This window comes from Pseudomonas sp. MF4836 (assembly GCF_002018875.1).
Taxonomy (GTDB): Bacteria; Pseudomonadota; Gammaproteobacteria; order Pseudomonadales; family Pseudomonadaceae; genus Aquipseudomonas.
The window spans coordinates 39,052-59,386 of record NZ_MVOL01000022.1 but is presented as its reverse complement, the minus strand read 5'-3'; the positions used below and the strand labels follow the sequence as shown (position 1 = coordinate 59,386).

21 protein-coding genes are annotated in these 20,335 nt (G+C 65.4%); 6 read left to right on the top strand and 15 right to left on the bottom strand.

Translation table 11 applies throughout. The annotated features are described in order from the left end of the window. Positions 1-13: 13 nt before the first annotated feature. Both MF4836_RS32665 and MF4836_RS32660 read right to left on the bottom strand, forming a co-directional pair. Positions 14-952: a LysR family transcriptional regulator gene (locus MF4836_RS32665; protein ID WP_238596243.1), complete on the bottom strand. Its 939-nt coding sequence runs from the start codon at positions 950-952 to the stop codon at positions 14-16. A gap of 372 nt (positions 953-1,324) precedes the next feature. Further along, positions 1,325-1,609, bottom strand: coding sequence for a hypothetical protein (locus MF4836_RS32660; protein ID WP_078473826.1), 285 nt, complete (start codon positions 1,607-1,609; stop codon positions 1,325-1,327). Positions 1,610-1,907: 298 nt separating this feature from the next. On the opposite strand from MF4836_RS32660, the gene MF4836_RS32655 reads away from it, so the two are divergent. Further along, a complete protein-coding gene (locus MF4836_RS32655) occupies positions 1,908-2,261 on the top strand; it encodes a hypothetical protein (RefSeq protein ID WP_078473825.1) in 354 nt (117 codons plus the stop codon). A gap of 12 nt (positions 2,262-2,273) precedes the next feature. Here the strand turns inward: MF4836_RS32655 and MF4836_RS32650 are convergent, their stop codons facing one another. Beyond that, positions 2,274-2,720 carry an NUDIX hydrolase gene (locus MF4836_RS32650; protein ID WP_078473824.1) on the bottom strand — a complete coding sequence of 149 codons (447 nt, stop codon included), beginning with the start codon at positions 2,718-2,720 and terminating at the stop codon, positions 2,274-2,276. 57 nt (positions 2,721-2,777) lie between these two features. Further along, on the bottom strand, positions 2,778-3,350 hold the full coding sequence (locus MF4836_RS32645) for a type 1 glutamine amidotransferase family protein (protein WP_078473823.1): 573 nt from the start codon (positions 3,348-3,350) through the stop codon (positions 2,778-2,780). A 232-nt stretch (positions 3,351-3,582) separates the two neighbouring features. Between MF4836_RS32645 and MF4836_RS32640 the strand changes: the two genes are divergently transcribed. Continuing rightward, positions 3,583-3,993 carry a hypothetical protein gene (locus tag MF4836_RS32640; RefSeq protein WP_078473822.1) on the top strand — a complete coding sequence of 137 codons (411 nt, stop codon included), beginning with the start codon at positions 3,583-3,585 and terminating at the stop codon, positions 3,991-3,993. Between the two features lie 37 nt (positions 3,994-4,030). On the opposite strand, the gene MF4836_RS32635 is transcribed toward MF4836_RS32640, so the two are convergent. From MF4836_RS32635 to fabF, 7 genes are all read right to left on the bottom strand, one after another. Next, the gene (locus MF4836_RS32635; RefSeq protein ID WP_078473821.1) at positions 4,031-4,765 is read right to left on the bottom strand and encodes a UTRA domain-containing protein; all 735 of its coding nucleotides are present in this window, start codon (positions 4,763-4,765) and stop codon (positions 4,031-4,033) included. 104 nt (positions 4,766-4,869) lie between these two features. After that, positions 4,870-5,451, bottom strand: coding sequence for a nicotinamide riboside transporter PnuC (pnuC, locus tag MF4836_RS32630; protein ID WP_078473820.1), 582 nt, complete (start codon positions 5,449-5,451; stop codon positions 4,870-4,872). A gap of 34 nt (positions 5,452-5,485) precedes the next feature. Further along, on the bottom strand, positions 5,486-7,678 hold the full coding sequence (locus MF4836_RS32625; RefSeq protein WP_078473819.1) for a TonB-dependent siderophore receptor: 2,193 nt from the start codon (positions 7,676-7,678) through the stop codon (positions 5,486-5,488). A gap of 121 nt (positions 7,679-7,799) precedes the next feature. Next, positions 7,800-8,672 (bottom strand): sulfurtransferase, encoded by an 873-nt coding sequence (locus MF4836_RS32620; protein WP_078473818.1) that lies wholly within the window; start codon positions 8,670-8,672, stop codon positions 7,800-7,802. Then, positions 8,669-9,832 (bottom strand): phosphotransferase enzyme family protein, encoded by a 1,164-nt coding sequence (locus MF4836_RS32615; protein WP_078473817.1) that lies wholly within the window; start codon positions 9,830-9,832, stop codon positions 8,669-8,671. Before MF4836_RS32615 ends, MF4836_RS32620 begins: the two co-directional genes overlap by 4 nt. Next, positions 9,832-10,749 (bottom strand): ABC transporter substrate-binding protein, encoded by a 918-nt coding sequence (locus MF4836_RS32610; RefSeq protein WP_078473816.1) that lies wholly within the window; start codon positions 10,747-10,749, stop codon positions 9,832-9,834. Before MF4836_RS32610 ends, MF4836_RS32615 begins: the two co-directional genes overlap by 1 nt. A 221-nt stretch (positions 10,750-10,970) precedes the next feature. After that, positions 10,971-12,239 carry a beta-ketoacyl-ACP synthase II gene (gene fabF, locus MF4836_RS32605; RefSeq protein WP_078473815.1) on the bottom strand — a complete coding sequence of 423 codons (1,269 nt, stop codon included), beginning with the start codon at positions 12,237-12,239 and terminating at the stop codon, positions 10,971-10,973. 125 nt (positions 12,240-12,364) lie between these two features. Between fabF and MF4836_RS32600 the strand changes: the two genes are divergently transcribed. From MF4836_RS32600 to MF4836_RS32590, 3 genes are all read left to right on the top strand, one after another. Then, positions 12,365-12,871, top strand: coding sequence for a winged helix-turn-helix transcriptional regulator (locus tag MF4836_RS32600; RefSeq protein WP_078473814.1), 507 nt, complete (start codon positions 12,365-12,367; stop codon positions 12,869-12,871). Between the two features lie 99 nt (positions 12,872-12,970). Further along, positions 12,971-13,177 (top strand): DUF6021 family protein, encoded by a 207-nt coding sequence (locus tag MF4836_RS32595; protein WP_078473813.1) that lies wholly within the window; start codon positions 12,971-12,973, stop codon positions 13,175-13,177. A 119-nt stretch (positions 13,178-13,296) separates the two neighbouring features. Next, positions 13,297-13,488 (top strand): DUF2188 domain-containing protein, encoded by a 192-nt coding sequence (locus MF4836_RS32590; protein ID WP_078473812.1) that lies wholly within the window; start codon positions 13,297-13,299, stop codon positions 13,486-13,488. A gap of 127 nt (positions 13,489-13,615) precedes the next feature. Here MF4836_RS32590 and MF4836_RS32585 read toward each other — a convergent pair whose 3' ends face one another. The 4 genes from MF4836_RS32585 to MF4836_RS32570 all read right to left on the bottom strand — a co-directional run bounded on the left by MF4836_RS32585 (position 13,616) and on the right by MF4836_RS32570 (position 18,281). After that, positions 13,616-14,236, bottom strand: coding sequence for a hypothetical protein (locus tag MF4836_RS32585; RefSeq protein WP_153050291.1), 621 nt, complete (start codon positions 14,234-14,236; stop codon positions 13,616-13,618). A 39-nt stretch (positions 14,237-14,275) separates the two neighbouring features. Beyond that, positions 14,276-14,689: an LIC_13387 family protein gene (locus MF4836_RS32580; protein ID WP_078473810.1), complete on the bottom strand. Its 414-nt coding sequence runs from the start codon at positions 14,687-14,689 to the stop codon at positions 14,276-14,278. 100 nt (positions 14,690-14,789) lie between these two features. After that, a complete protein-coding gene (locus MF4836_RS32575; RefSeq protein ID WP_078473809.1) occupies positions 14,790-16,562 on the bottom strand; it encodes an acyl-CoA dehydrogenase C-terminal domain-containing protein in 1,773 nt (590 codons plus the stop codon). Positions 16,563-16,658: 96 nt separating this feature from the next. Then, positions 16,659-18,281, bottom strand: coding sequence for an acyl-CoA synthetase (locus MF4836_RS32570; RefSeq protein ID WP_078473808.1), 1,623 nt, complete (start codon positions 18,279-18,281; stop codon positions 16,659-16,661). A 181-nt stretch (positions 18,282-18,462) separates the two neighbouring features. Here MF4836_RS32570 and MF4836_RS32565 point away from each other — a divergent pair, with 181 nt between their 5' ends. Continuing rightward, on the top strand, positions 18,463-20,334 hold the full coding sequence (locus MF4836_RS32565; RefSeq protein WP_078473807.1) for a PAS domain S-box protein: 1,872 nt from the start codon (positions 18,463-18,465) through the stop codon (positions 20,332-20,334). The last annotated feature ends 1 nt before the right edge of the window (position 20,335 follow it).

Sequence of the window (20,335 nt, the reverse complement as noted above, 5' to 3'; positions counted from 1 at the left end):
TTGTGGTTCCGGTTCAGCCGGCGTTGCTCAATTTGCTGATTGAACGCGCCAGGTGGCGGATCAGCTCCTGGGTGACGGGGGGCAGTTTGCGTGACTGGCGGCGAATGATCTGCAGCTCGGTGCTGTTCATCTCCGGGCACTCCACCTCAAGGGCCACCAGGGTTCCGGCCTTGAGCTCCGGCAGGATCATCACCTCGGCCAGCAGGGTGCTGGCCATGTTGGCTTTGACGAAGTCGATGATCACCTGCAGTGAGTTGGCAGTGATTGCCGGTTCAATTTCAAACGGCTTGCCCTTGCACGACAGGGTGACCAACTCCCGTACCCGATAGCCGTGGTTGGGCAATACCAGCTGGGTGCTCGCCAGTTGTTCCAGGGTAATGGATGGCTGTCGGGCCAGCGGGTGATCAGGGTGGACGATGGCCCGCAGCGGCTGCTTGATACCGAACTGGCGGCGCAATGCAGGGTTGGGATGGGGGGCGAAGAGCACGCCGATCTGCGCCTGGTCTTCCATCACCATGTGCTGAACTTCAAGGGTCGGGGCAATCAGGATCTCGGTGCGCAGGCCCGGGTAGGATTTGAAAAAACTCTGCAGTTTGCCGATCAGCTGCGCACCGAAGAGCCCTTCACCCACGGCCACCACTGTCTTGCCCAAATGCTGGCCGCGCAAATCGTCCAGCCGGTTGAGCAGCGCCTCATGTTGGCTCGCCCGTGCACGGTAGTAATCCACGGTGACCAGGCCCGCTTCGGTCAGGCGAATGCGGTGAGTGCCGGCTTCGATCAGATCGATGCTCAGCTCTGTCTGCAGTAAATTTATTTGCCGGCTGACCGACGATGGGGCGATCCCCAGTTGGTCTGCCGCAGCGCGCATGGACCCTAGTTGATAGCTGAGAAAGAGATACTTCAGCCGCTGGTCCTGAAACTCCAGGGACGGGGTAAGTTTTGAAAGATCCATGCAAGGGCGACCTCTGAACTGCACATCAGGCGAAAGGAGCGCGACTCGTTGTTCGTGCTCTCGTTATGGTTATTTTTTTGCAATTAACGTGCCCCACCCGACTTCGTTTCCAGCTCTGCGCGTGCGCTATTTTCTGATGGCCGTCCCTGATCAAAGCAGCGTGCATGCGCTGAAGGGCATGCAGGTGAGCAAGACGCCGTGTGGGTGGTTGAGGCTACTATTTGCGCGGCTCTGGGCGTTACTGGAAATTCGTACAGACAGGCAACTGCAGGGTTTGCATGGACAACAAAGCCCGCACTCGGCGGGCTTTGGCGGATCAGTGCTCAGGTCATTGCTGCGCAGTGGAAAGGCTGGATCTGCAGCCCCGAATGTTTAGACAAACGGCTGCGAAGCAAAGCCCCGGGGCAAGCGTTGCGGCCCCTTCATGGCGGTCAGTCTTTCTCGCCATGCGGCGCGCCAATCATTGGCGGTGTGGGTGGCCCTGGCTTTGCGGGCGGCGCGACGGGTGGCGTTGCGCTCATCCTTGCGGGCCTGTTTGTAGGCCTCGGTATTTCTGCAGCTACGGCATTTGACCCGGGTCAGTTCGGAGCTTGAGACCAGGTGGGTGCCGTGGTGGCCGCAGGCAAGGTGCCCTGCGACCTTGTAGTGGGTAACCATTGAGTGTCTCCTTCGTTAAGCGGGCGGCACCCGGAACATCTGGGGTGCTCGCTCGATCAGGCGAAGTACTCGATTGTCAGAGTGCTTCGCTGCGTCTGAATCCGCTTATCGCTGATCACGACATCTTGACTCTCGCCCGTATCAGCAGCGTCTTCATAAAGGTTTCGACCTTTATGGACCTGTGACGTTCATCTGCGGGCCGGGACGTTGCACGGCCCGGAAGATCGCGCCGCACGCCCACTCTGTTGTATTTTGGCCCGCGGTCGCAATTTCGCGCCTGCTTTGCGGATTACGCCCCATGGACGCCAAGCAACTGAAGGAGGCCTGCGAACGCCTCATCATGACCGACCACGAGGACCATGAAGAAATCATCTGGTCGCTGCAGCAGGCCGCCGACCCTGGCAGCGTGCCGTTCCTGCGCCAGGCGGTGTTGTTGAAGCCGCTCCTGGAGTACCTGGAATACGACGACTATGGCGCCTACTACAAGAAGTGCTTCTGGGCGCTACGGGCGATTGGCACCAGCGAGGCGGTGGCGGTGATCAAGGCGTTTGCCGAGTCCGAGGACCAGGTGCTCAAGGAGCAGGCGCTGTATCGCCTGCACAAGATCCGCAATCCCGAGACAGGTAGCCGCTACCCGCGCCTGGATATCTGAAGCAGCGCGGGCTCAGTCGAGCAGCCCGGCCTTCTTCAGCAGCTCGTACAGCCCCACGGGCACCAGTGGCGCCTGGTGGGTGAAGCTTGAGCTGTCATGCCAGCTTGCGGTAAAGGCCATGCCGTCGGTTTCATGGCCATTGAGGTGAGGCTGTTGGTAGAGGCTGGAGTCGTCGAAGTCGGCGTCGTAGATCTGCACGATTTCATGACCCTGGGTGCCGTCGTACATAAACAGGCTTTCCAGAGTGCCCAGCAGCCGAACGCCGCTGATGGCCACGCCCAGTTCCTCACGGACCTCCCTGACCACCGTCTGTGCACTCAGCTCACCGAACTCGATGCCGCCACCGATCGGGCGGAAGAAATGCTGCTCTTTGACCTTGTCGTACGCCTGGTTGACCAGGATTTTGCCGTTGTGGTGAAAGACGCAGAGGGCAAGTGGGCGAATGCGTTGGGCAGCCATGGGCGGGGTCCGGTTAGCTGAAAAAAGGGCGCCATTAGAGCACGCTTTTTTTGATTTTCAGCCAGGGTGACTGTGCTCTGCCGCGTGCATCGCCAGGTAGGCGTCCAGGCGTTCATCGTGGATGCCCGCGACCCGCAGGATCTGCGCCATAAAGCTCACGGGTGCGGTGCCCGGGGCGGTGACGACACGCTGGTCGGCCACGGCATAGGGCACATCCTGATAGTGGGCGGCTCCCGCATAATTGAGGGCCAAGAGGTTTTCTGCCGAGTTGGAAGTGTGGCGCACCGCATCCAGCACGCCTGCCTGGGCCAGGACCCGGGTGCCGTCGCAGATGCCGGCGACGATCAGGTTTTTAGCATGGGCGGTGCTGATCAGGGCGCTGATGTCCGGGGCCTGCTCGGACTGCCAGACCGTGCCGCCACATACGATCAACAGATCGAGTTCATCGAGGTCGATGGCCTCGATCGCCAGGTCAGGAAGGATGCGCATGCCGCCGGAGGAGGTCACCGCCGCGCCGCCAGGGGTGGCAAAACGCGTCTGGAAACCGAAGTAACCGCGGCCCGTGGAGTTGATCAGGGCGGTTTCCCAATCGGCAAAATTCTCGCTGAGGATGGTGATGGAGCGTGTCATCGGAGTGTCCTTCTCATGGGGGCCTGCTTCAGGCGTCGAGTAGCCTGAAGTCGCCGTCAGCCTAACCGGGTTTGGTGTCAGTTTCTGTCAGGAGCGGGCCAGGCCACTGGTGCAGTCCCCTGATGGAAGATGGCTGGATTGATCAATGAGTTGTCCAGGTTGAACGATGCGGTCAATCTGGCTTTTGCAGATGATAGATATTCTTGTTTGTCAGTTGCCGAGGAAGCCTCCCATGATCATCGATCACCGCCAATTTCCCCTGGTCTGGTTGCACTACCGCCCAGCCGTGGGCCAGGACGATCCATTCGCCCAGCTCGACGCCTTGCTGCAACGCCAGCAGCCCTTTGTGCTGGTCACCGCCGACGTGCCGGGCGAGCAGCCGCAACCGAAAGAGGATAGCCAGGCTTCGCTCAAGCAGGCATCGCTGTGGATGAAGCAGAACAAGCAGGCGCTGCGCCGCTGGATCAAGGCCAGTATCGTGATTGCCCCGGACGCCGAGGCCCAGGCCCGGGTCGAGGCCTTCGCCGACGGCTACCAGAAGTTCTGGGGTTACCCCTTGTTGCACTGCGCTTCAGTCGAGGCCGCGAGTGCCAGGGTCGACAGCCTGCTGAGCCGCGCGCCGGCCACCCGTCACAATGGGTAGGGCGCGTTGTTGCCCGGGGCCCCTGTACCGGGTGGCTTCAGGCCGTGCCCGGGTAGCGGGTCTGCATCACGATCGACAGGGCATCGGGGCGCCAGAACTCCTGGTCGAACTCCACCGGCTGATCCGCTTCGCCGAAGTTCAGGCGCTCCAGGTAGACGCTGGTGGAGCCGGGAGACAGTTGCAGCAGTTCGGCTTGTTGCTCGTTGACCGTGCCGATGTGCATGTCCAGTTCGCAGCGCGATTGCACCCGCGAGAAGCGTTCGCGCAGCAGTCGGGTGAGGGAGGTGTTCAAGTCGGCGTCGAGCAGGCCCGGGCACCAGCTGGCGAGCAGCGCGTTGAACTCCAGAAGCACCGGGCGTCGGTCGATCCAGCGCCGGCGCTGAAGGTAGAACACGGGCTCGTCGGCCGAAGCCAGGCCCATGCGCCGTGCCAGCCAACTGCCGGCCGGGCGCAGTTCGGCCTGCAGGCATTCGGTGCGCGGGGTACGGCCCTGGGCGCTGACGTATTCCATGAAGCCGCTGATGCGCGTCGGGTCATAGCGGATGCGCTGCGGGCTGACGAACCAGCCCCGGCGGTTTTCGCGGTACACCAGGCCTTCGGCTTCCAGTTGCTGCAGGGCCTGGCGCAAGGTGACCCGGGTGCAACCGAAGCGTTCGATCATGTCGCGCTCGGAAGGGAATTTCTGATCGGCCTCGGGTACGCCATTGGCGATGTCGCTGGCGATCTGCTCGCGGATCCGCTGGTAGTGGGGGGAGATGGGATCGAAGGGCATTCGGTCTGGCGCCTGTTGGCGAAGCGAAGAGGACGATGGCGCCAAACGGCGCCATCAATAGGCTGCCTACACTAACCAATCGACTTGCCAGCCGTCGAGCGGGCTCACACGGGGCGCGCGTGTTGTTCCTGGCGCGCCAGGTCCTGTTGCCAGGCACGCAGGCCGTACACCGCCAGCACCACGAAGCCTGCGTACAACCCGGCCGTCAGGCGCAGGTCCTTGAACAGGAACAGGCCGACATACAGGCAGTCGAGGACGATCCACAACCACCAACTGACCACATATTTGCGCGCCGCCCAAACGCTGGCCACCAGGCTGAAGGCAGTCAGCAGCGCGTCCATCCAGGGCGCCGAAGCGTCGGTGTAGCGGTGCATCACGGCCCCCAGCAACAGTGCGCCGATAGCGCCGCACAACAGGCCCAGCAGGCCTTCGCGCAGGGGCAGGCGCGCCACCCGGACCTTGCCGTCGGCCAGGCCGCCCTGGCTCCAGCGCCACCAGCCGTAGCCCTGCAACACCACGAACACGCCCTGCAACAGGGTGTCGGAGTAGAGCTTGGCCTCATAGAAGATCCACCCGTACAGCAGCACCGCAAGCACGTTGACCGGCCAGCACCAGCGGATCCGCCGGGCGGTCAGCCAGACGCCAAGGATGTTGGTGATGACGGCAGCTATTTCGAGATCGGACATAGCAGGTTCCTTAACTCACACGTCAGGGGGGCAATCAGAAGTTGATCGAAGCACTCAGGCGGGCCGTCAGTGGCGCACCCTGGAACAGGTAGGCATCGCCCATGTATTCGCCGGCATCACGCCAGTAGCGCTTGTCGAACAGGTTGTCGACCGTCAGGCGAAACACCGTGTCGTAGCCGTCGATGCGAGTGCTGTAGCGGCTGCCGAGGTTGAAGATGGCGTAGGACCCGGTCTGCACCTGGCCCAGGTTGTCGGCGTACTTGCGGGCACTGTATTGCACGCCGCCGAGCACTGCCAGGCCATCGAACCAGGGCAGGGCGTAGTCACCGTAGAGGCTGGCCCGCAGCTTGGGGACGTTGATTGCCTGGTGCCCGTCATAGGCGTCGGTGCCACTGTCGCTGACCCGGGCGCGGATCGCTGCCACGCTCGCTGAAATCTGCAGGCGCTGGCTGGCCCAGCCATTGGCCGAGAGCTCCAGCCCAGTGTTTTTCTGTTGGCCCTGCTGGACGAAGGTGAAGGAGTTGGCGACGTCATCGTTGGGCCGCGAGTACTGGTAAGCCTGGCGCAGCTGGAACAGCGCGGCGGCGAAGCTGATGCGCTGCCAGTCATACTTGACCCCGGCCTCGATCTGCCGCGACACGCTGGGCGCCAGGATTTCAAATTTGTTGCTGGCAAACCACGGCGCTTCGCCGCCCAGGGACAGGCCCTTGCTGTAGCGGGTGTAGAGCGCCAGGTTGGGCGCCGGTTTATAGATCAGCGCCGCCTCGGGCAGGAACACGTATTGCTGGGTATGGCGGACGTCGCTGCCGTTTTGGTCGAAGGCCTGTTCGTCCAGGCGCACTTCGCGCCCGCCGAGCACGGTCTGCCATTGCTCGTTGAAGCTGATCCGGTCATTGACGAACAGCCCGTACTGGCGGCTGTCGAGGCGGGTGTGGGACTTGTTGAGCGGGCCGCTGTAGCGCGCCAGGTCCGCCGGTTCGCTGTTGATGTTGCCGCTGCCGAGCCACTCGTTGATCGGCTCGCGTTTATCCACCACGCGGCGCAAGGCGCTGGTGCCGACGCTGAGTTCATGGCCCAGGCCGGCGGTGTCGAAGCGGCCGCTGAGCATGGCCTGGGCTTCGTCGGTGCGCCGGGTGTCGTCGGGGCTGCGGAAGTCGTAGATGTCGTAGTCGCCTTCCGGGCTGAAGTAGTTGGCGACGCCGGGGGTGATGCAGCCGACGGTGCAGCCGCCCCAGGCGAACGAACTGTAGTCGTCGATCACCACCTGGCTGCGCGACGCGCTGAAGCTGCCTTTCCACTGTTCGTTGAAACGGTACTCGAAGTTGCCATTGAGGTTCAGCGCCTCGCTGCTGACCGGCTTGGAGCCGCTCTGGTGCGCCAGCAGTTTTTTCGGCGAGGCGTGGTGCGGCAGCTGGGTGCCGCCAAGCAGTTGGTAGCCCGGCACCGAGCGCTGTTCCTTGGTCTGGTACTCGGCATCCAGTTGCAGCAGGGCGTCGGGGCTGATGTTCCAGTCGAAGGCCAGGGACACGAAGTCGCGCTGGCCATTGGCGTGCTCGACGTAGGAATGCAGGTCTTCATGGGCCACGTTGGCGCGCAGGCCGAATTGCTGCTGGCTGCCGAACCATCCGCCGACATCGGTGGCCAGGTAGCCGCTGCCGCGATCGTCGGTGGAGACCGTCACCGAGCGCACGTCGGTCGGACGCTTGGTTACGTAGTTGATCAGCCCTCCGGGTTCACTGATGCCGCTCTGCAGGCCGGCCAGGCCCTTGAGCAGTTCCACCTGCTGCTTGTTTTCCAGGGCGACATTCTGTTCGCCGGTGATGGTGCGGCCGTTGATTTTGTAGCTGCTGGCGGCGTTCAGCGAGAAGCCGCGCACCACGAAGTTTTCGTAGTAGCCGACTGGTGCGTAGCTATCGCCCACCGAGGCATCGTTGCGCAGCACTTCGCTGAGCAGGCGGGCCTGCTGATCCTTGATCATGGCGTCGTTGATCACCGTGATCGAGGCCGGGGTTTCAAGCAGGGGCGCGGCTTCAAAGCCGCCGACCGACGCGCTGTGGGCCTGATAGCCCGAGGTGTCTTCGCCGGTGACGGTCACCGCCGGCAGTTCGGTTTCGCTGGCCTGGGCCGCAGGCATCGCGTTGGCCAGCAGCAGGCCAAGGGTCAGCAGGTTCAGTGCGAACCGCGGGGCGGACACTCCTTGGCGGGCCGTCCGGTAAAGCGTATCCATGTAAAGCTCCTCGACGACTGCGATCCCGGGCCAGGCGCGTGCCGGGCGCAGTAGCCCAGGCGCGCTCCAGGAAGGAGCCGTGCTGTTAAGACAGGAAAAAGCGATGAGTGCCCTAAGGGCGTCAGGCCGGAGTTGCTCCGGTGGTCATTGGCAAGTCTGAATCCGCGGCCCACTCTTGAAGCGAGCCATCATACAAGAGGACGTCGTCGCGTCCGACCCTTGTCAACGCCAACGCGAGCGCCGCCGCTGAAATACCACCGCCGCAATACAGCACCAGCGGGCCCGGAGCCTGGAGCAAGTCGCTGCCCAGTTCCTGCTGCAGTTGTCTGCGTGGCAGGTAGCGGCCCTGGGCGTCGAACACGGTGCGCGCCGGCACGTTCAGGCTGCCCGGCAGGTGCCCGCGGCGGGCGTAACGGCTGGCCGTGGTGCCATGAAAAAGCGCGGCCGACAGGGCGCAGATCAACAGCCCCGGGCGCTCGCCAGCCAGCACGGCCTGCACGCCCTGGCGCTCGATCCAGAACCCCGGGCCCTGTTCCAGGCGCTGGGGAGCGACCGGCACCGGCGTCGATTCACCCTGTTCCAGTGGCAGCCCGGCATCGCGCCAGGCGCTGAGACCGCCGTCCAGCACTTGGGCGTGAATGCCCACGCTGCGCAGCATCCACCACAGGCGTGCGGCCCAGAAACCGTCGCCACGGTCATAAATCACCAGGCGGCTGCTCGCGGCGATCCCCAGGCGGGCCAGGCCGTTGGCCAATGCCTGCGGGCCGGGCCAGGCAAAACTGAATGGGGCCTCGGGCAGGGCCAGGTCATGCAGCAGGTCGGCATGCAGTGCGCCCGGAATATGGGCCTGGCGCCAACCCTCGCGGCCGCTAGCCACGCGGTAGTCCTGGTCGAAGCGCGGCGACGGCAATTCGACGCTGGCGTCGAGCACCCGCCACTGGGGTTGGCCCAGATGCCCGGCCAATTCGGTGGGACTGATCAGGATCGGTTTCATCGGCCATGACCTCCCAGGCTGGCCAGGCGTTGCAGGTGTTCCAGCAGGCCTTGACCGGCATCGCCGGCAAACCAGTGCAGGTGCCCCAGCAGGTAGGCGTGGTAGGCCACATCGGCACTGGCGGTGGAGCCCACCACGCCCTGGAAATAGGCGATTTCCGACAGGGCGAAATCCACATGCACCACCGGCAGCAGGGCGGCCAGGGTCTGCAGGTCCCGGGCGGACAGCGGCTTGACGCTGGCGTAGCCGTCGAGCAGGGCGTCGATATCCCCGAGGGCGGCCCGGGCGCTGCCGCCCTGGTCGAGTTCCAGCCAGGGGATGGCGTTGCGTTCAATGGCCGTGGCCAGGTCGAACAAGGCAAAGGTGCGATCAGCCAGGCCGAAGTCGAGCACGCAACTGACGGCGGCATCCTTGGCGCTGGAACTCCACAACAGGTTGGAGCCGTGCCAGTCGTTATGGGTCCACAGTGCCGGTTGGCGTGCCAGCAGCGGCTGCAAGGTGCGGTGCCAGGGTTGCAGCAGCGGCAGCAAGTGCGCGTGCCAGTCACGCTGCCCCAGGTAATCGGCCAGCGCCGGATCGCGGGCGATGGCTGCGTTGAGGCTGGACCTGAGGTCGCCACCGGCGAGCACTGTGCAGTTGGCCAGCAGGACACGGGCCTGGCGTGTGGGCGCCGGGTAATCCTCGGCGGCACGGTGCAGGCGGGCCAGAGCCTGGCCGGCGGCCCAGGCCTGTTGCTGGCTGAAAAACGGCGTCCAGGACAACGCGTCGCGGTACAGGTCCTGGCCTTCAGCCAGGGCGTGCACCTCGTACGTCCATGGGCCCTGGGCGATGGCCGTGGCGCCGTTTGCGTCCGCCAGCACCGGGCTGACGTTGATGCCGCGCTGGCCCAGGTGCGCCATGAAACGGTGTTCTTCCTGGAGCCAGGCCGGGGTGCGCACACTCTGGTGATGGCGTTTGACGAACAGGGTCGCGGCGTCGGTCTGGACCAGGCTGGCGGCGGAAAACGGCCGGGGGCTGTGCCAGTCGATACGCTGCACCGACCCCAGTTGCGGGTAGCCGCGCAGCAACTGCTCGACGTCGTCGGCCTGCAATGCTGGCCAGTCGGCGGCCACCGGTTCGAGGCTCAGGCCGTGGGCGGTCAATGCCTTGAGCGCAGTCATCAGACTGGCTCCGGCAGGAAGGCATTGCTGGTGGCCTGGCGCCAGGCCTGAGCATCGTCCAGCACCCCGTTGGCGTGCAGCCAGTGGGCGTAGGGTTCGAGCAGTTCATCCCGTTGCCGGCCCCAGGCCCCCTCATGCAGCCAGGTGGGGGCGATCTTGTGCAGCGATGCCGCCAGCAGTTCGCGAGGGAAATAAGGCGTCACGTTTTCGTAGGCCTGCAGGGCGCTGGCCGGGTCCGCCGCGGCGGCCAGGTAACCCCGGGCACTGGCCGCAAGGAACGCTCGGGTCAGCTCCGGTCGGGCCTGCAACGTCTGTTCGTGGGCGCCCAGCAGGTAGCTGTGGTAAGCCGGCGCGCCCAGTTCGTCGACTGGCCAGACCACCCGCCGTTCAGCCTCGATCGGGCTGTCCATCAGGGCCTCCCAGGCCCAGTAGCCTCCGAAGCTGGCATCGGCGATGCCGGCGGCCAGTTGCTCGGGCCGCAGTTCGCGGGTGCCGCTGTCCACCAGGACCAGGGCATCCGGGTCGCCGCCGTCGACCCGCACCAGGTGCCGCACCATGGCCAGGCCGCGCGGTGTGGGGTTGAGCGCCAGACGCCGACCTGCGAGGTCTCGTGGGCGCCGGATTCCCGAGTCGGTGAGGGTCTGGATCGACTCCAGGCCCTGATGATTGATCGCGGCCACGCCTTGCAACGGCTGCCCCAGGGCCCGGCGTACCAGCAGGCGATTGCTGGGGAACAGCCCGAAGTCCACGGCACCGGCCAACAAGTGATCCAGGGTGTCGCCGCGCCAGGGGTCATGCACCACCAGCTCCACATCCAGCCCGGCTTCTTGATACCAACCACGTTCGCGCGCCAGATACAGGCCGGCCGAATTCGGCCAGGGGTGAAAATATTCCAGCATGACCCTTACAGAAACCATCGCATTCGACTCCAACCCGAAGCCTTCGACGGCCTCGTGCACTGTGTTTGATTGCGGCGATTTATAAGGGAGCAATCTGGTATATACCAATATCCTTTATCACTATGGATATACCCGGAATGCGCAACGCCCGCGCAGGGCGGGCGTTGCTTGGGGTGGAGCCGCAGTGCCGGTGCTCCAGGAACGTCGCGCGCAAGTGCGGACGACAACTCGGCGAGGACTTAAGCCCAGCGCTTGAACAGCACGCTGGCGTTGACCCCGCCAAAGCCGAAGCCGTTGGACAAGGCGTACTCCATGGGCCATGGACGGGCCTGGCCGCTGACCAGATCGAGGCCGGCGGCGGCGCTGTCTGGGGTTTCCAGGTTGAGGGTGGCGGGCACGATCTGGTCGCGCAGCGCGAGCACGGTGAAGATCGCTTCGATGCCGCCAGCGGCGCCCAGCAGGTGGCCGGTGGCGGATTTGGTCGAGCTGATGGCCAGGCCGCTGCCTGGGCCGAACACCGCCTGGATCGCCGCCAGTTCGCCTTTGTCGCCGACCGGGGTCGAGGTGGCGTGGGCGTTCAAGTGCTGGATCTGCGCGGCCTGTACCCCGGCCTGGCGCAATGCCTGGAGCATGGAGCGGCGTGCGCCGTCGCCATCTTCCGGGCCGGCGGTCATGTGATAGGCATCGGCGCTGGTGCCGTAGCCCACCAGTTCCGCCAGCGGCGTCGCGCCACGGGCCAGGGCGTGTTCCAGTTCTTCGATCACCAGCAGGCCGGCGCCTTCGCCCATGACGAACCCGTCCCGGGCCTGGTCAAAGGGCCGCGAGGCGCGCTGCGGGCTGTCGTTGTAATCGCTGGACAAGGCGCGGGCGGCAGCAAAACCGGCGAGGCTGACCCGGTGGATCGCGGCTTCCGCGCCACCGCATACGGCGACATCGACTTCACCGGCGCGGATCCTTCGCGCTGCATCGCCAATCGCCTGGACCCCGGCCGCGCAGGCGGTGACCGGCGCGCCCAGCGGGCCCTTCAAGCCATGGCGGATCGACACGTGGCCGGCCGCCATATTGCTCAGGAATGAGGGGATGGTGAACGGCGACAGGCGCCGCGGCCCCTTGCTGTCGGTGGTGCGCACGGCTTCGGCAATCGCCGGAAAACCGCCCACGCCCGAGGCGATGATGGTGGCGGTGCGTTCCTGGGCCTCGGCGGTTTCGGGATGCCAGCCCGCCTGGGTCAGGGCTTCTTCGGCGGCGGCCAGGGCGAACAGGATGAAACGGTCCATCTTGCGCTGTTCCTTGAGCGCCAGCAGGGCGTCGGGATCAAACCCGGCCTCGGGGTCCTGGTCACGGTCCTGGACCTGGCCACCGATGCTGATCGCCAAGTCGCCGATCAATTCCTCGGGCAGGCGACGGATCCCCGATTGCCCGGCCAGCAGGCGTTGCCAGATCTGTTCGACGCCACAACCCAGTGGGGTCAGCGCGCCCATGCCGGTGACGACTATGCGTTTGTTCATGAGGGTCCAGCTCCTTCAGCGTTTGGGGGGGGAAGCGTCTTATGGACGTAACTATCATTATGAAAGTAACATGGCACAGCGATAAAAGTCCTGGCCCACCCCGCCCGCTCGTCCAAGGAGACCCCATGCAGCGCAAGACCCTGATCCACGCCGAATGCCCGATTGCCCTGAGCCTGGAGCGGGTAGGGGAGTGGTGGAGCATCCTGATCATGCGCGACGCTTTGCAGGGGCTGCGGCGCTTCGAGGAGTTTTCCCGCAGCCTGGAAATCGCCCCGAACATGCTGACCCGGCGCCTCAACTCATTGGTCGAGGACGGCCTGCTCGAACGCCAGGCTTACAGCCAGCGCCCGCTGCGCTACCAGTATGTGCCGACCGCCAAGGGCGAGGATTTCGCTGGGGTGCTGCTGGCCCTGGTGGCCTGGGGCAACCGCCATTACGCCCCCGAGGGCGAGAGCGTGCAGATTGTCGAGCGCGGCAGCGGACGCCCGCTGCAACCGATGATGGTAGACAGGGCCGATGGGCGCCTGGTGCCCCTGGACCAGTGCACGGTGCAGGCCGGGCCTGCGGCCAGTGCCGGTATGCGCCAGCGCCTGGAGAGCCTGGCCCTGGAGAGCCTGGCCGAGACGCCATGAGCCTCGGCGGCCATTCGTCAGTTGCCTCGCACCTTGGTTGCCGTGGGGGCTCTTAGCTGTAGGCCGGCGCTTTTGCCGGGCCCTGAGCAGGAGGTGCACATGAGTGCCAGAACACCCACCGGGCCGCGATCGTCCGAGCATGGTTCAGGTCAGGATGATCTGGGTTTCGACCCTGACTCCCCGGACCTGGCCGACCCGCAAGTCGACCCCATCGGCCCGGCCAAGGCGCCACTGGACGATCACGATGACCCGTCCGAGCAGCGCTCCCGGGCCTACGATCCGCTGGCCAACCTGAAGAAAAAGTGAGGCGCCAGCAGCGGCGCCGTCCCGACGTCTGGCGGGCACGGCCCGACCAGCCGGGTGTAAGGTAGTCCAGGCCATGTGCTCGGTCTCGGTCGAGACGGAGCGGCGATAAGGAGGTGACTATGAGCGTTGCGATGCTGAACAAAATGCATATCAACGGCTACGACGTGCTCAGCGTGAACAATGGGCCCTGGCGAGTCTGCACCCAGGGCGACCGCCTGGGTTCCTTCGGTACCCGGGAAGAGGCCCTGGCCTATGCCGCCTGCCTGCCGGTGCGCAAGGAACGACCGGCACTCAAGGCGAGCACGCGCTGAACTATCATCCACGGGCCTGGAGCCTGGATCGGCCTGACCCTCGCCACACCCCCCTGTGGCGAGGGAGCTTGCTCGCGTCGGCGCGCGAAGCCGCCCTGAAAAATCGAACGGCAACCCTTGGCACCACTCAGTGACCTGATCCCCCCGCCTGACCCTGCGCTTTATCCTGCGTCCCCACCCCCAGCGAGACCTGCCGTAGCGGCTTGTCATCAGCCGTCAGGCGCACCTGCAACACCAGCAGCGGCAACCCCAGGAAGTAGATCAGCAGCACCCCGGCGGCGATCATCTGCAACACGCCCTTGCGCCGAGTCAGCGGCGGCCGTTGGCGCGGCGCCGGCTTGCGGCAATAGAAAAACCAGCCGATGCCCAGCCAGCCGATCGCCAGCCACATGGCCAGTTCAAGACTTTTCGGCGGTGGGCTGTATAGCAGGTTGCCGTCGAAATCATCCGGGAAGTTCAGGCGCCAGCCCAGGGAAATGCACAGTTGTACAAGGCCACCGGCAAACCACGCCAGGCGCGCTCCGGGCAGGCGCAGCAGGGCCAGCAGCATCAGGCCCAGGCAGGCCAGGGCCCAGCCCATGGCGATCCAGATAAACCCTATGGACCCGCCAAACAGCGTGCCGCCGATGTCCCTAGGGGTTAGCAGCTCCCAGCAGAAGTAGACGCAATGGGCCACGATCATCGCGGCGGTGAGCCCGCTCAGGGCGTAATACGGGCGTAACCACGAAGGCGGTAACAGACGGGGCATAGAACCTGCTCGGTTGATAAAGGAAAGCAACGCCATGGCTCAGGCCAGCAACAGCGCGGTGCCGACGGCGAACAGCAGCAGCGCCAGACCGATACCCACCAGCGGGATTCTGAACCAGTAGCGTTGCGCCAAAAGCAGCATGGCTCCCAGAAACAGCAGCCCGATGGCTAGCAGCAACGGCGCGTCCAGCAACATTGGCAGGTGCAGCAGGCCCAGGTAGCCGTAAAGGGCGCCAAACAGCATCGCCCCCAGACTGTGGCTGGCATTAAACCCGACCCAGGCGCGCCACAGGGTGGTTTGGCGGGTGATCGCGGGCGACACGCGCTGCATGTGCGCGGTCAGGGCCGCATCTCGGGGCACGAATTTGTCGCTGAAAAAGGTGTAGAGCAGGTGCAGGCTGCCGAGCAGCAGCACAATGGCCGCACTGGCCACGATCAGGGTTTGCGCCAACACAGTCGTTCCTTGGGTGTGTTTTGGGGGCGCAAGTATGCCGTGCCCGGCACTAATTTGCATGGGCAGGCGCCGGGCCTTGCGCCCGACGCCGGATGGCGCTCTAGAACTGTTCGGCGGGCAATTCGAACAACGGGCTGCTGCCGGCGCGAATGCTCTGTTCCAGGCTGAGGATGCGCGGCAGCAGGCGGCTGAAGTAGAAGCTCGCGGTGGCCAGCTTGGCGCTGTAGAACCCCTGGTCCTCGGCGCGCCGATGCTCGGCAATCTGCGCCATGCGCGCCCAGAGGTAGGCGTAGGCCACATAACCGAACAGGTGCAGGTATTCGACGCAGGCACTGCCAATCGCGTTCGGGTCGAGGGCGGCTTGCTGCTGCAGCCAGTCGCTGAGGGTTTCCAGGCGTTGCACCGCATCCAGCAACGGCGCGGCGTAGGCGGCGCCCGGCAGGACGGCGTAGGCGCGGATCTCGCTGGTGAACAGGCGCAGCGCCACACCGCCATTGCCCACCACTTTGCGTCCCAGCAAGTCGAGGGCCTGGATGCCGTTGGTGCCTTCGTAGATCTGCGCGATGCGCACGTCGCGCACCAGTTGTTCCTGGCCCCACTCGCGGATATAGCCATGGCCGCCGAACACTTGCTGGCCGTGGATGCAGCTGTCGAGGCCGGTGTCGGTGAAAAACGCCTTGGCCACCGGCGTCAGCAGCGCCACCAGGGCCTGGGCGTTGTCGCGCTCGGCCGCCTGGTCGGAGAACTTGGCCAGGTCCAGCTGTTGCCCGACATAACTGGCAAAGGCCCGGCCGCCCTCGGTCATGGCCTTCATGCTGAGCAGCATGCGTCGCACATCGGGGTGGACGATGATCGGGTCGGCGCTTTTATCCTTGGCCTGGGCCCCGCCCGGGGCGCGGCTTTGCAGGCGGTCGCGGGCATAGGTGCGGGCGTTCTGGTACGAGGCTTCGGCGCAGCCAATGCCCTGGATACCGATCGACAGCCGCTCGTAATTCATCATGGTGAACATCGCTGCCAGGCCCTTGTTGGCCTCGCCGATCAGCCAGCCGCTGGCGCCGTCGAAGTTCATCACGCAGGTGGCCGAGGCCTTGATCCCCATCTTGTGCTCGATGGAGCCGCAGCTCACTGCGTTGGCCGCGCCCAGGGCGCCGTTGGCGTCCACCAGGACCTTGGGCACCAGAAACAGCGAAATGCCTTTGGGCCCGGGCGGTGCGTCCGGCAGTTTGGCCAGCACCAGGTGGATGATGTTTTCGGTCAGGTCCTGATCGCCGCCGGTGATGAAAATCTTGCTGCCGCTGAGGCGATAGCTGCCATCGGCCTGGGGTTCGGCGCGGGTGCGAATCATGCCCAGGTCAGTGCCGGCATGGGCTTCGGTCAGGCACATCGAGCCGGCCCAGCGGCCTTCGTACAGGGCGGGCAGGTAGCGCTGTTTCAGCTCCTCGCTGGCGTGGGCGTCGATGGCCAGGCAGGCACCGGAGCTCAGGGCCGAATACAGGGCGAAGCTTGAGTTGGCGGCGTAGAGCATCTCCTCGAACTGCACCGCGAGCATCTTCGGCATGCCCATGCCGCCGAACGCCGGGTTGCCGCTCAGGCCCACCCAGCCGCCGGCGATGTACGTCTGGTACGCCTGCTTGAAACCCTCGGGGGTGGAGACCTGGCCGGCCAGCCATTGGGCGCCCTGTTCGTCGCCGCTGCGGTTGAGCGGGGCGATCAGGTTGCCGGTGACCTTGGCCGCTTCTTCAAGGATCGCGTCGGCGGTGGCGCCGTCGACCGTCTCGGCCAGGGCCGGCAAGCGCGCCCAGAGGGCCGGGGCGTCGAACAGTTCATGCAGGACAAAGCGCATGTCGCGCAGCGGAGCGTTGAATTCGGGCATTGCACAAAACCTCGTGTCAGGCGGGGCAGGCGGCCGCAACCGCCTGCTTCAAAAGGGTCCAGGCCGAGTGTCATCAGCCTGGCGTCGCAGGCGCCGCTAGAGCGCCTTGGCCATGTCGCGCAGGACGAATTTCTGGATCTTGCCGGTCGAGGTCTTGGGCAGCAGGGTGAAGACCACGCTGCGCGGGACCTTGAACCCTGCCAGATGCTCGCGGCAGAAGGCGATGATCTCGGCTTCGCGCACCTGCTGGTGATCGGCCTTGAGGGTGATAAAGGCGCAGGGGGTCTCACCCCATTTTTCATCGGGCCGGGCCACCACGGCCGCTTCCAGCACCGCCGGGTGCCGGTAGAGCACGCCTTCGAGTTCGATGGTGGAAATATTCTCGCCCCCGGAAATGATGATGTCCTTGAGCCGGTCGCGGATCTCCACGTAACCGTCGGGGTGGGTCACCGCCAGGTCGCCGGTGTGGAACCAGCCGCCTTCGAAGGCTTCGGCGGTGGCGCTGGGGTTTTTCAGATAGCCCTTCATCACCGTGTTGCCGCGCATGAAGATTTCGCCGATGGTTTGGCCGTCATGGGGCGTGGGTTCGAGGGTTTTCGGGTCGGCCACCATCACCCCTTCCAGGGTCGGGTAGCGCACGCCCTGGCGCGCCTTGATCTGCGCCCGCTGCTCCAGGGGCAACTCGTCCCAGGCCGCGTGCCAGGCACACAGGGTCACCGGCCCGTAGACCTCGGTCAGGCCGTAGACGTGAGTGACCTTGATGCCCATTTCTTCCACGGCGCCGATCACTTTGGCCGGCGGCGCGGCGCCGGCGACCATGGCATTGACCGGGTGGTCGATGGCGGCCTTGGCCGAGTCCGGCATGTTGACCAGGGCATTGAGCACAATCGGCGCGCCGCACAGGTGAGTGACCTGGTGCTCGCGGATCAGGTTGAGGATCTTCTGCGGGTCGACCCGGCGCAGGAACACATGCACCCCGGCCAGGGCGGTCACGGTCCAGGGGTAGCACCAGCCGTTGCAGTGGAACATCGGCAGGGTCCAGAGGTACACCGGGTGGTTGCCCATGGCCCAGGTCATCTGGTTGCCCAGGGAATTGAGGTAGGCGCCGCGGTGGTGGTAGACCACGCCCTTGGGGTTGCCGGTGGTGCCCGAGGTGTAGTTCAGCGAGATCGCCTGCCACTCGTCATCCGGCCATTGCCAGGCAAAATCCGGGTCGCCCTCGGCCAGGAACGCCTCGTAGTCCAGTTCGCTGACTGCCTGGCCTTCGCCGTATTCCGGGTCGTCGAGGTCGATCACCAGGGGCGGGTGGTCGAGCATGCCGATGGCCGCCTGCACCACGTCATGGAACTCGCGGTCGGCGATCAGCACCTTGGCTTCGCCGTGGGCCAGCATAAAGGCGATGGCCTCGGCATCCAGGCGCACGTTGAGGGCATTGAGCACCGCGCCGATCATCGGCACGCCGAAGTGCGCCTCCAGCATCGCCGGGATATTGGGCAGCATCACCGCCACCGTGTCGTTCTTGCCGATGCCGCGTCCGGCCAGGGCCGAGGCCAGGCGTCGGCAGCGGCGGTAAGTGTCGGCCCAGGTGCGGCGGATCGAGCCGTGGATCACCGCCGGGTAGTCGGGGTAAACGCTGGCGGTGCGCTCGATGAAACTCAGGGGCGAGAGGGCGATGTGATTGACGGCAGTCGGCGCAAGGCCTTGCTCGTAGATGGACATGGTTCGGGTACCCGGTGGCTGATTATTAGCTCTATGGACCGAGGCTTTTTTAACGGCGCTCGGTGACTTATCCGGGGTCTTTTATATACTGTTTGCCGGTTGGTATGGAAGTACTACCTGAGTTGTATAGTAGTTGTACTATAATCATAATTCGCTGCTCCGGCTCACAGGTTGATCGACGATGCCCAGCTCCACTCCCTTGAACCGCTGGTTGCGCCAGCAACGTGAAGGCCGGCTGACGGACACGCCCTGGCTTGGCCACGACCCGCAACCCAGTGTGCTGCTGGATGCCCAGGCGCAGCCCCTGGACCTCAACCCGGCCCTGGAGCAATGGCTGGAAACAGCGGCGCCGTGCACGGTGTCGGCGCTGTTGCCGGTCAACCACCCGGCCCTGGTGCGGGCCTGCCTGGAGCAGCAGCGGGCCATCGAAGACGTCGAGGCCCAGTGGGGCGAGCGGATCCTGCTCTGGAGCTTTATCCCCGACCCGCAACGGCAACGGGTCCTGGCCCGCTGCCGTGAGGCCACGGCGCAGATCCACGCCGAGCGCGAGTCGGCCCGGGCCCGGCGTCTGTACCGGCTGATCACCGAAAACACCACCGACCTGATTTCCCGGCACACCCCCGACGGCTGCTTCCTCGATGCCTCGCCGGCGTCCTTTACCCTGCTCGGCTACTGGCCCGAAGAACTGCGCGGGCGCCTGGCCCGCAGCCTGTTCCACAGCCAGGACCTGGCCGGGCTGATGCAGCGCACCCGCGATGCCCTGGAGCAGGACGGCTATCACACCATGACCTACCGCATCCGCCATCGCGACGGCCATTACCTGTGGTTCGAGACCGCCTGCCGGGCCATCCGCGAAACCTACACCGGGGCGGTGGTGGAGGTGGTCAGCGTGTCGCGGGACATCACCGCCCGGGTCCAGGCCGAGGAGACCAAGCGCCGCCTGGCCGAGGTGGTGGAAGCCCATACCGACCCGGTGCTGTTTATCCAGCCCAGCGGCGCCGTCACCTACCTCAACCCGGCAGCCCGGCGCACCCTGGGCCTGACCGCGCGCCAGGAGATGCCCAACCTCGACCGCCTGCTGGCCCCCGAGGCCCTGGCGCGCCTGCAGCGTGAAGGCTGGACCTGCGCCGAGCGCGATGGCCGCTGGAGCCTCGACACTCGCCTGCACCCCGTGGTCGATGGGCAATCGGTGGCGGTGTCACTGATGCTGCTGGCCCATCGCTCGGCCAGCGGCGAGCGCTTTTATTCCCTGGTGGCCCACGACCTGACCGAGCGCGAATTGCGCGAGGCCGAGCAACGCCACCACCAGGACGAACTGGCCCACACCGCGCGCCTGGTGACCCTGGGTGAACTGGCCTCGGGCATCGCCCATGAGATGAATCAGCCGCTGGCCGCAGTGGTCAATTACGCCAGCGCCAGCCAGCGTTACCTGCAAGCCCTGGGTAGCCAGCCCCAGGCGGCCGAGCGCGTGGCCCAGGGCCTGGAGCGGATCGTGGTCCACGCCACCCACGCCGCCGAAGTGATCAAGGGCCTGCGCGCCTTCTTGCGCAAGGGCCGGCGGCGCATGGAGGCGCTGGACATCAGCGAAGTGGCCCGGGAAACCGTACGCCTGTGCGCCTGGGAGGCCGGTGCCTGCCAGGTGACGATCGAGCAGCAGTTGCCGGATAATCTGCCGCCGATTTATGCCGACCGGGTGCTGCTCGAACAGGTGCTGCTCAACTTGCTGCGCAACGCCATCGACGCCAACCGCGAGGTGCACGCGGATGCGCCGTCGCGGATCATCCTCGGCGCCCAGGGGCTGCCTGATGGCGGGGTCCAGGTCAGTGTCAGCGACCAGGGTCCGGGCGTTTCCGAGGCGCAGTTGCAGCAGATCTTCACCCCGTTCTACACCAGCAAGGCCAATGGCCTGGGGCTGGGGCTGTCCATGAGCCGCAGCATTATCGAAGGCTTCGGCGGCGAGTTGCAGGCCCGGCCCCAGGCGGTCGGCTTGCAGATGTGCTGCCGCTTGCCGGCCCCCGCGCTGAGCGGGGCAACCTCACAACAACAGGAGTAAG

What these genes read in the sequence shown, in the direction of transcription:
- MF4836_RS32665 (WP_238596243.1), bottom strand. Translation starts at nt 952, where the DNA reads ATGGATCTTTCAAAACTTACCCCGTCCCTGGAGTTTCAGGACCAGCGG.
- MF4836_RS32660 (WP_078473826.1), bottom strand. Translation starts at nt 1,609, where the DNA reads ATGGTTACCCACTACAAGGTCGCAGGGCACCTTGCCTGCGGCCACCAC.
- MF4836_RS32655 (WP_078473825.1), top strand. Translation starts at nt 1,908, where the DNA reads ATGGACGCCAAGCAACTGAAGGAGGCCTGCGAACGCCTCATCATGACC.
- MF4836_RS32650 (WP_078473824.1), bottom strand. Translation starts at nt 2,720, where the DNA reads ATGGCTGCCCAACGCATTCGCCCACTTGCCCTCTGCGTCTTTCACCAC.
- MF4836_RS32645 (WP_078473823.1), bottom strand. Translation starts at nt 3,350, where the DNA reads ATGACACGCTCCATCACCATCCTCAGCGAGAATTTTGCCGATTGGGAA.
- MF4836_RS32640 (WP_078473822.1), top strand. Translation starts at nt 3,583, where the DNA reads ATGATCATCGATCACCGCCAATTTCCCCTGGTCTGGTTGCACTACCGC.
- MF4836_RS32635 (WP_078473821.1), bottom strand. Translation starts at nt 4,765, where the DNA reads ATGCCCTTCGATCCCATCTCCCCCCACTACCAGCGGATCCGCGAGCAG.
- pnuC (WP_078473820.1), bottom strand. Translation starts at nt 5,451, where the DNA reads ATGTCCGATCTCGAAATAGCTGCCGTCATCACCAACATCCTTGGCGTC.
- MF4836_RS32625 (WP_078473819.1), bottom strand. Translation starts at nt 7,678, where the DNA reads ATGGATACGCTTTACCGGACGGCCCGCCAAGGAGTGTCCGCCCCGCGG.
- MF4836_RS32620 (WP_078473818.1), bottom strand. Translation starts at nt 8,672, where the DNA reads ATGAAACCGATCCTGATCAGTCCCACCGAATTGGCCGGGCATCTGGGC.
- MF4836_RS32615 (WP_078473817.1), bottom strand. Translation starts at nt 9,832, where the DNA reads ATGACTGCGCTCAAGGCATTGACCGCCCACGGCCTGAGCCTCGAACCG.
- MF4836_RS32610 (WP_078473816.1), bottom strand. Translation starts at nt 10,749, where the DNA reads ATGGTTTCTGTAAGGGTCATGCTGGAATATTTTCACCCCTGGCCGAAT.
- fabF (WP_078473815.1), bottom strand. Translation starts at nt 12,239, where the DNA reads ATGAACAAACGCATAGTCGTCACCGGCATGGGCGCGCTGACCCCACTG.
- MF4836_RS32600 (WP_078473814.1), top strand. Translation starts at nt 12,365, where the DNA reads ATGCAGCGCAAGACCCTGATCCACGCCGAATGCCCGATTGCCCTGAGC.
- MF4836_RS32595 (WP_078473813.1), top strand. Translation starts at nt 12,971, where the DNA reads ATGAGTGCCAGAACACCCACCGGGCCGCGATCGTCCGAGCATGGTTCA.
- MF4836_RS32590 (WP_078473812.1), top strand. Translation starts at nt 13,297, where the DNA reads ATGAGCGTTGCGATGCTGAACAAAATGCATATCAACGGCTACGACGTG.
- MF4836_RS32585 (WP_153050291.1), bottom strand. Translation starts at nt 14,236, where the DNA reads ATGCCCCGTCTGTTACCGCCTTCGTGGTTACGCCCGTATTACGCCCTG.
- MF4836_RS32575 (WP_078473809.1), bottom strand. Translation starts at nt 16,562, where the DNA reads ATGCCCGAATTCAACGCTCCGCTGCGCGACATGCGCTTTGTCCTGCAT.
- MF4836_RS32570 (WP_078473808.1), bottom strand. Translation starts at nt 18,281, where the DNA reads ATGTCCATCTACGAGCAAGGCCTTGCGCCGACTGCCGTCAATCACATC.
- MF4836_RS32565 (WP_078473807.1), top strand. Translation starts at nt 18,463, where the DNA reads ATGCCCAGCTCCACTCCCTTGAACCGCTGGTTGCGCCAGCAACGTGAA.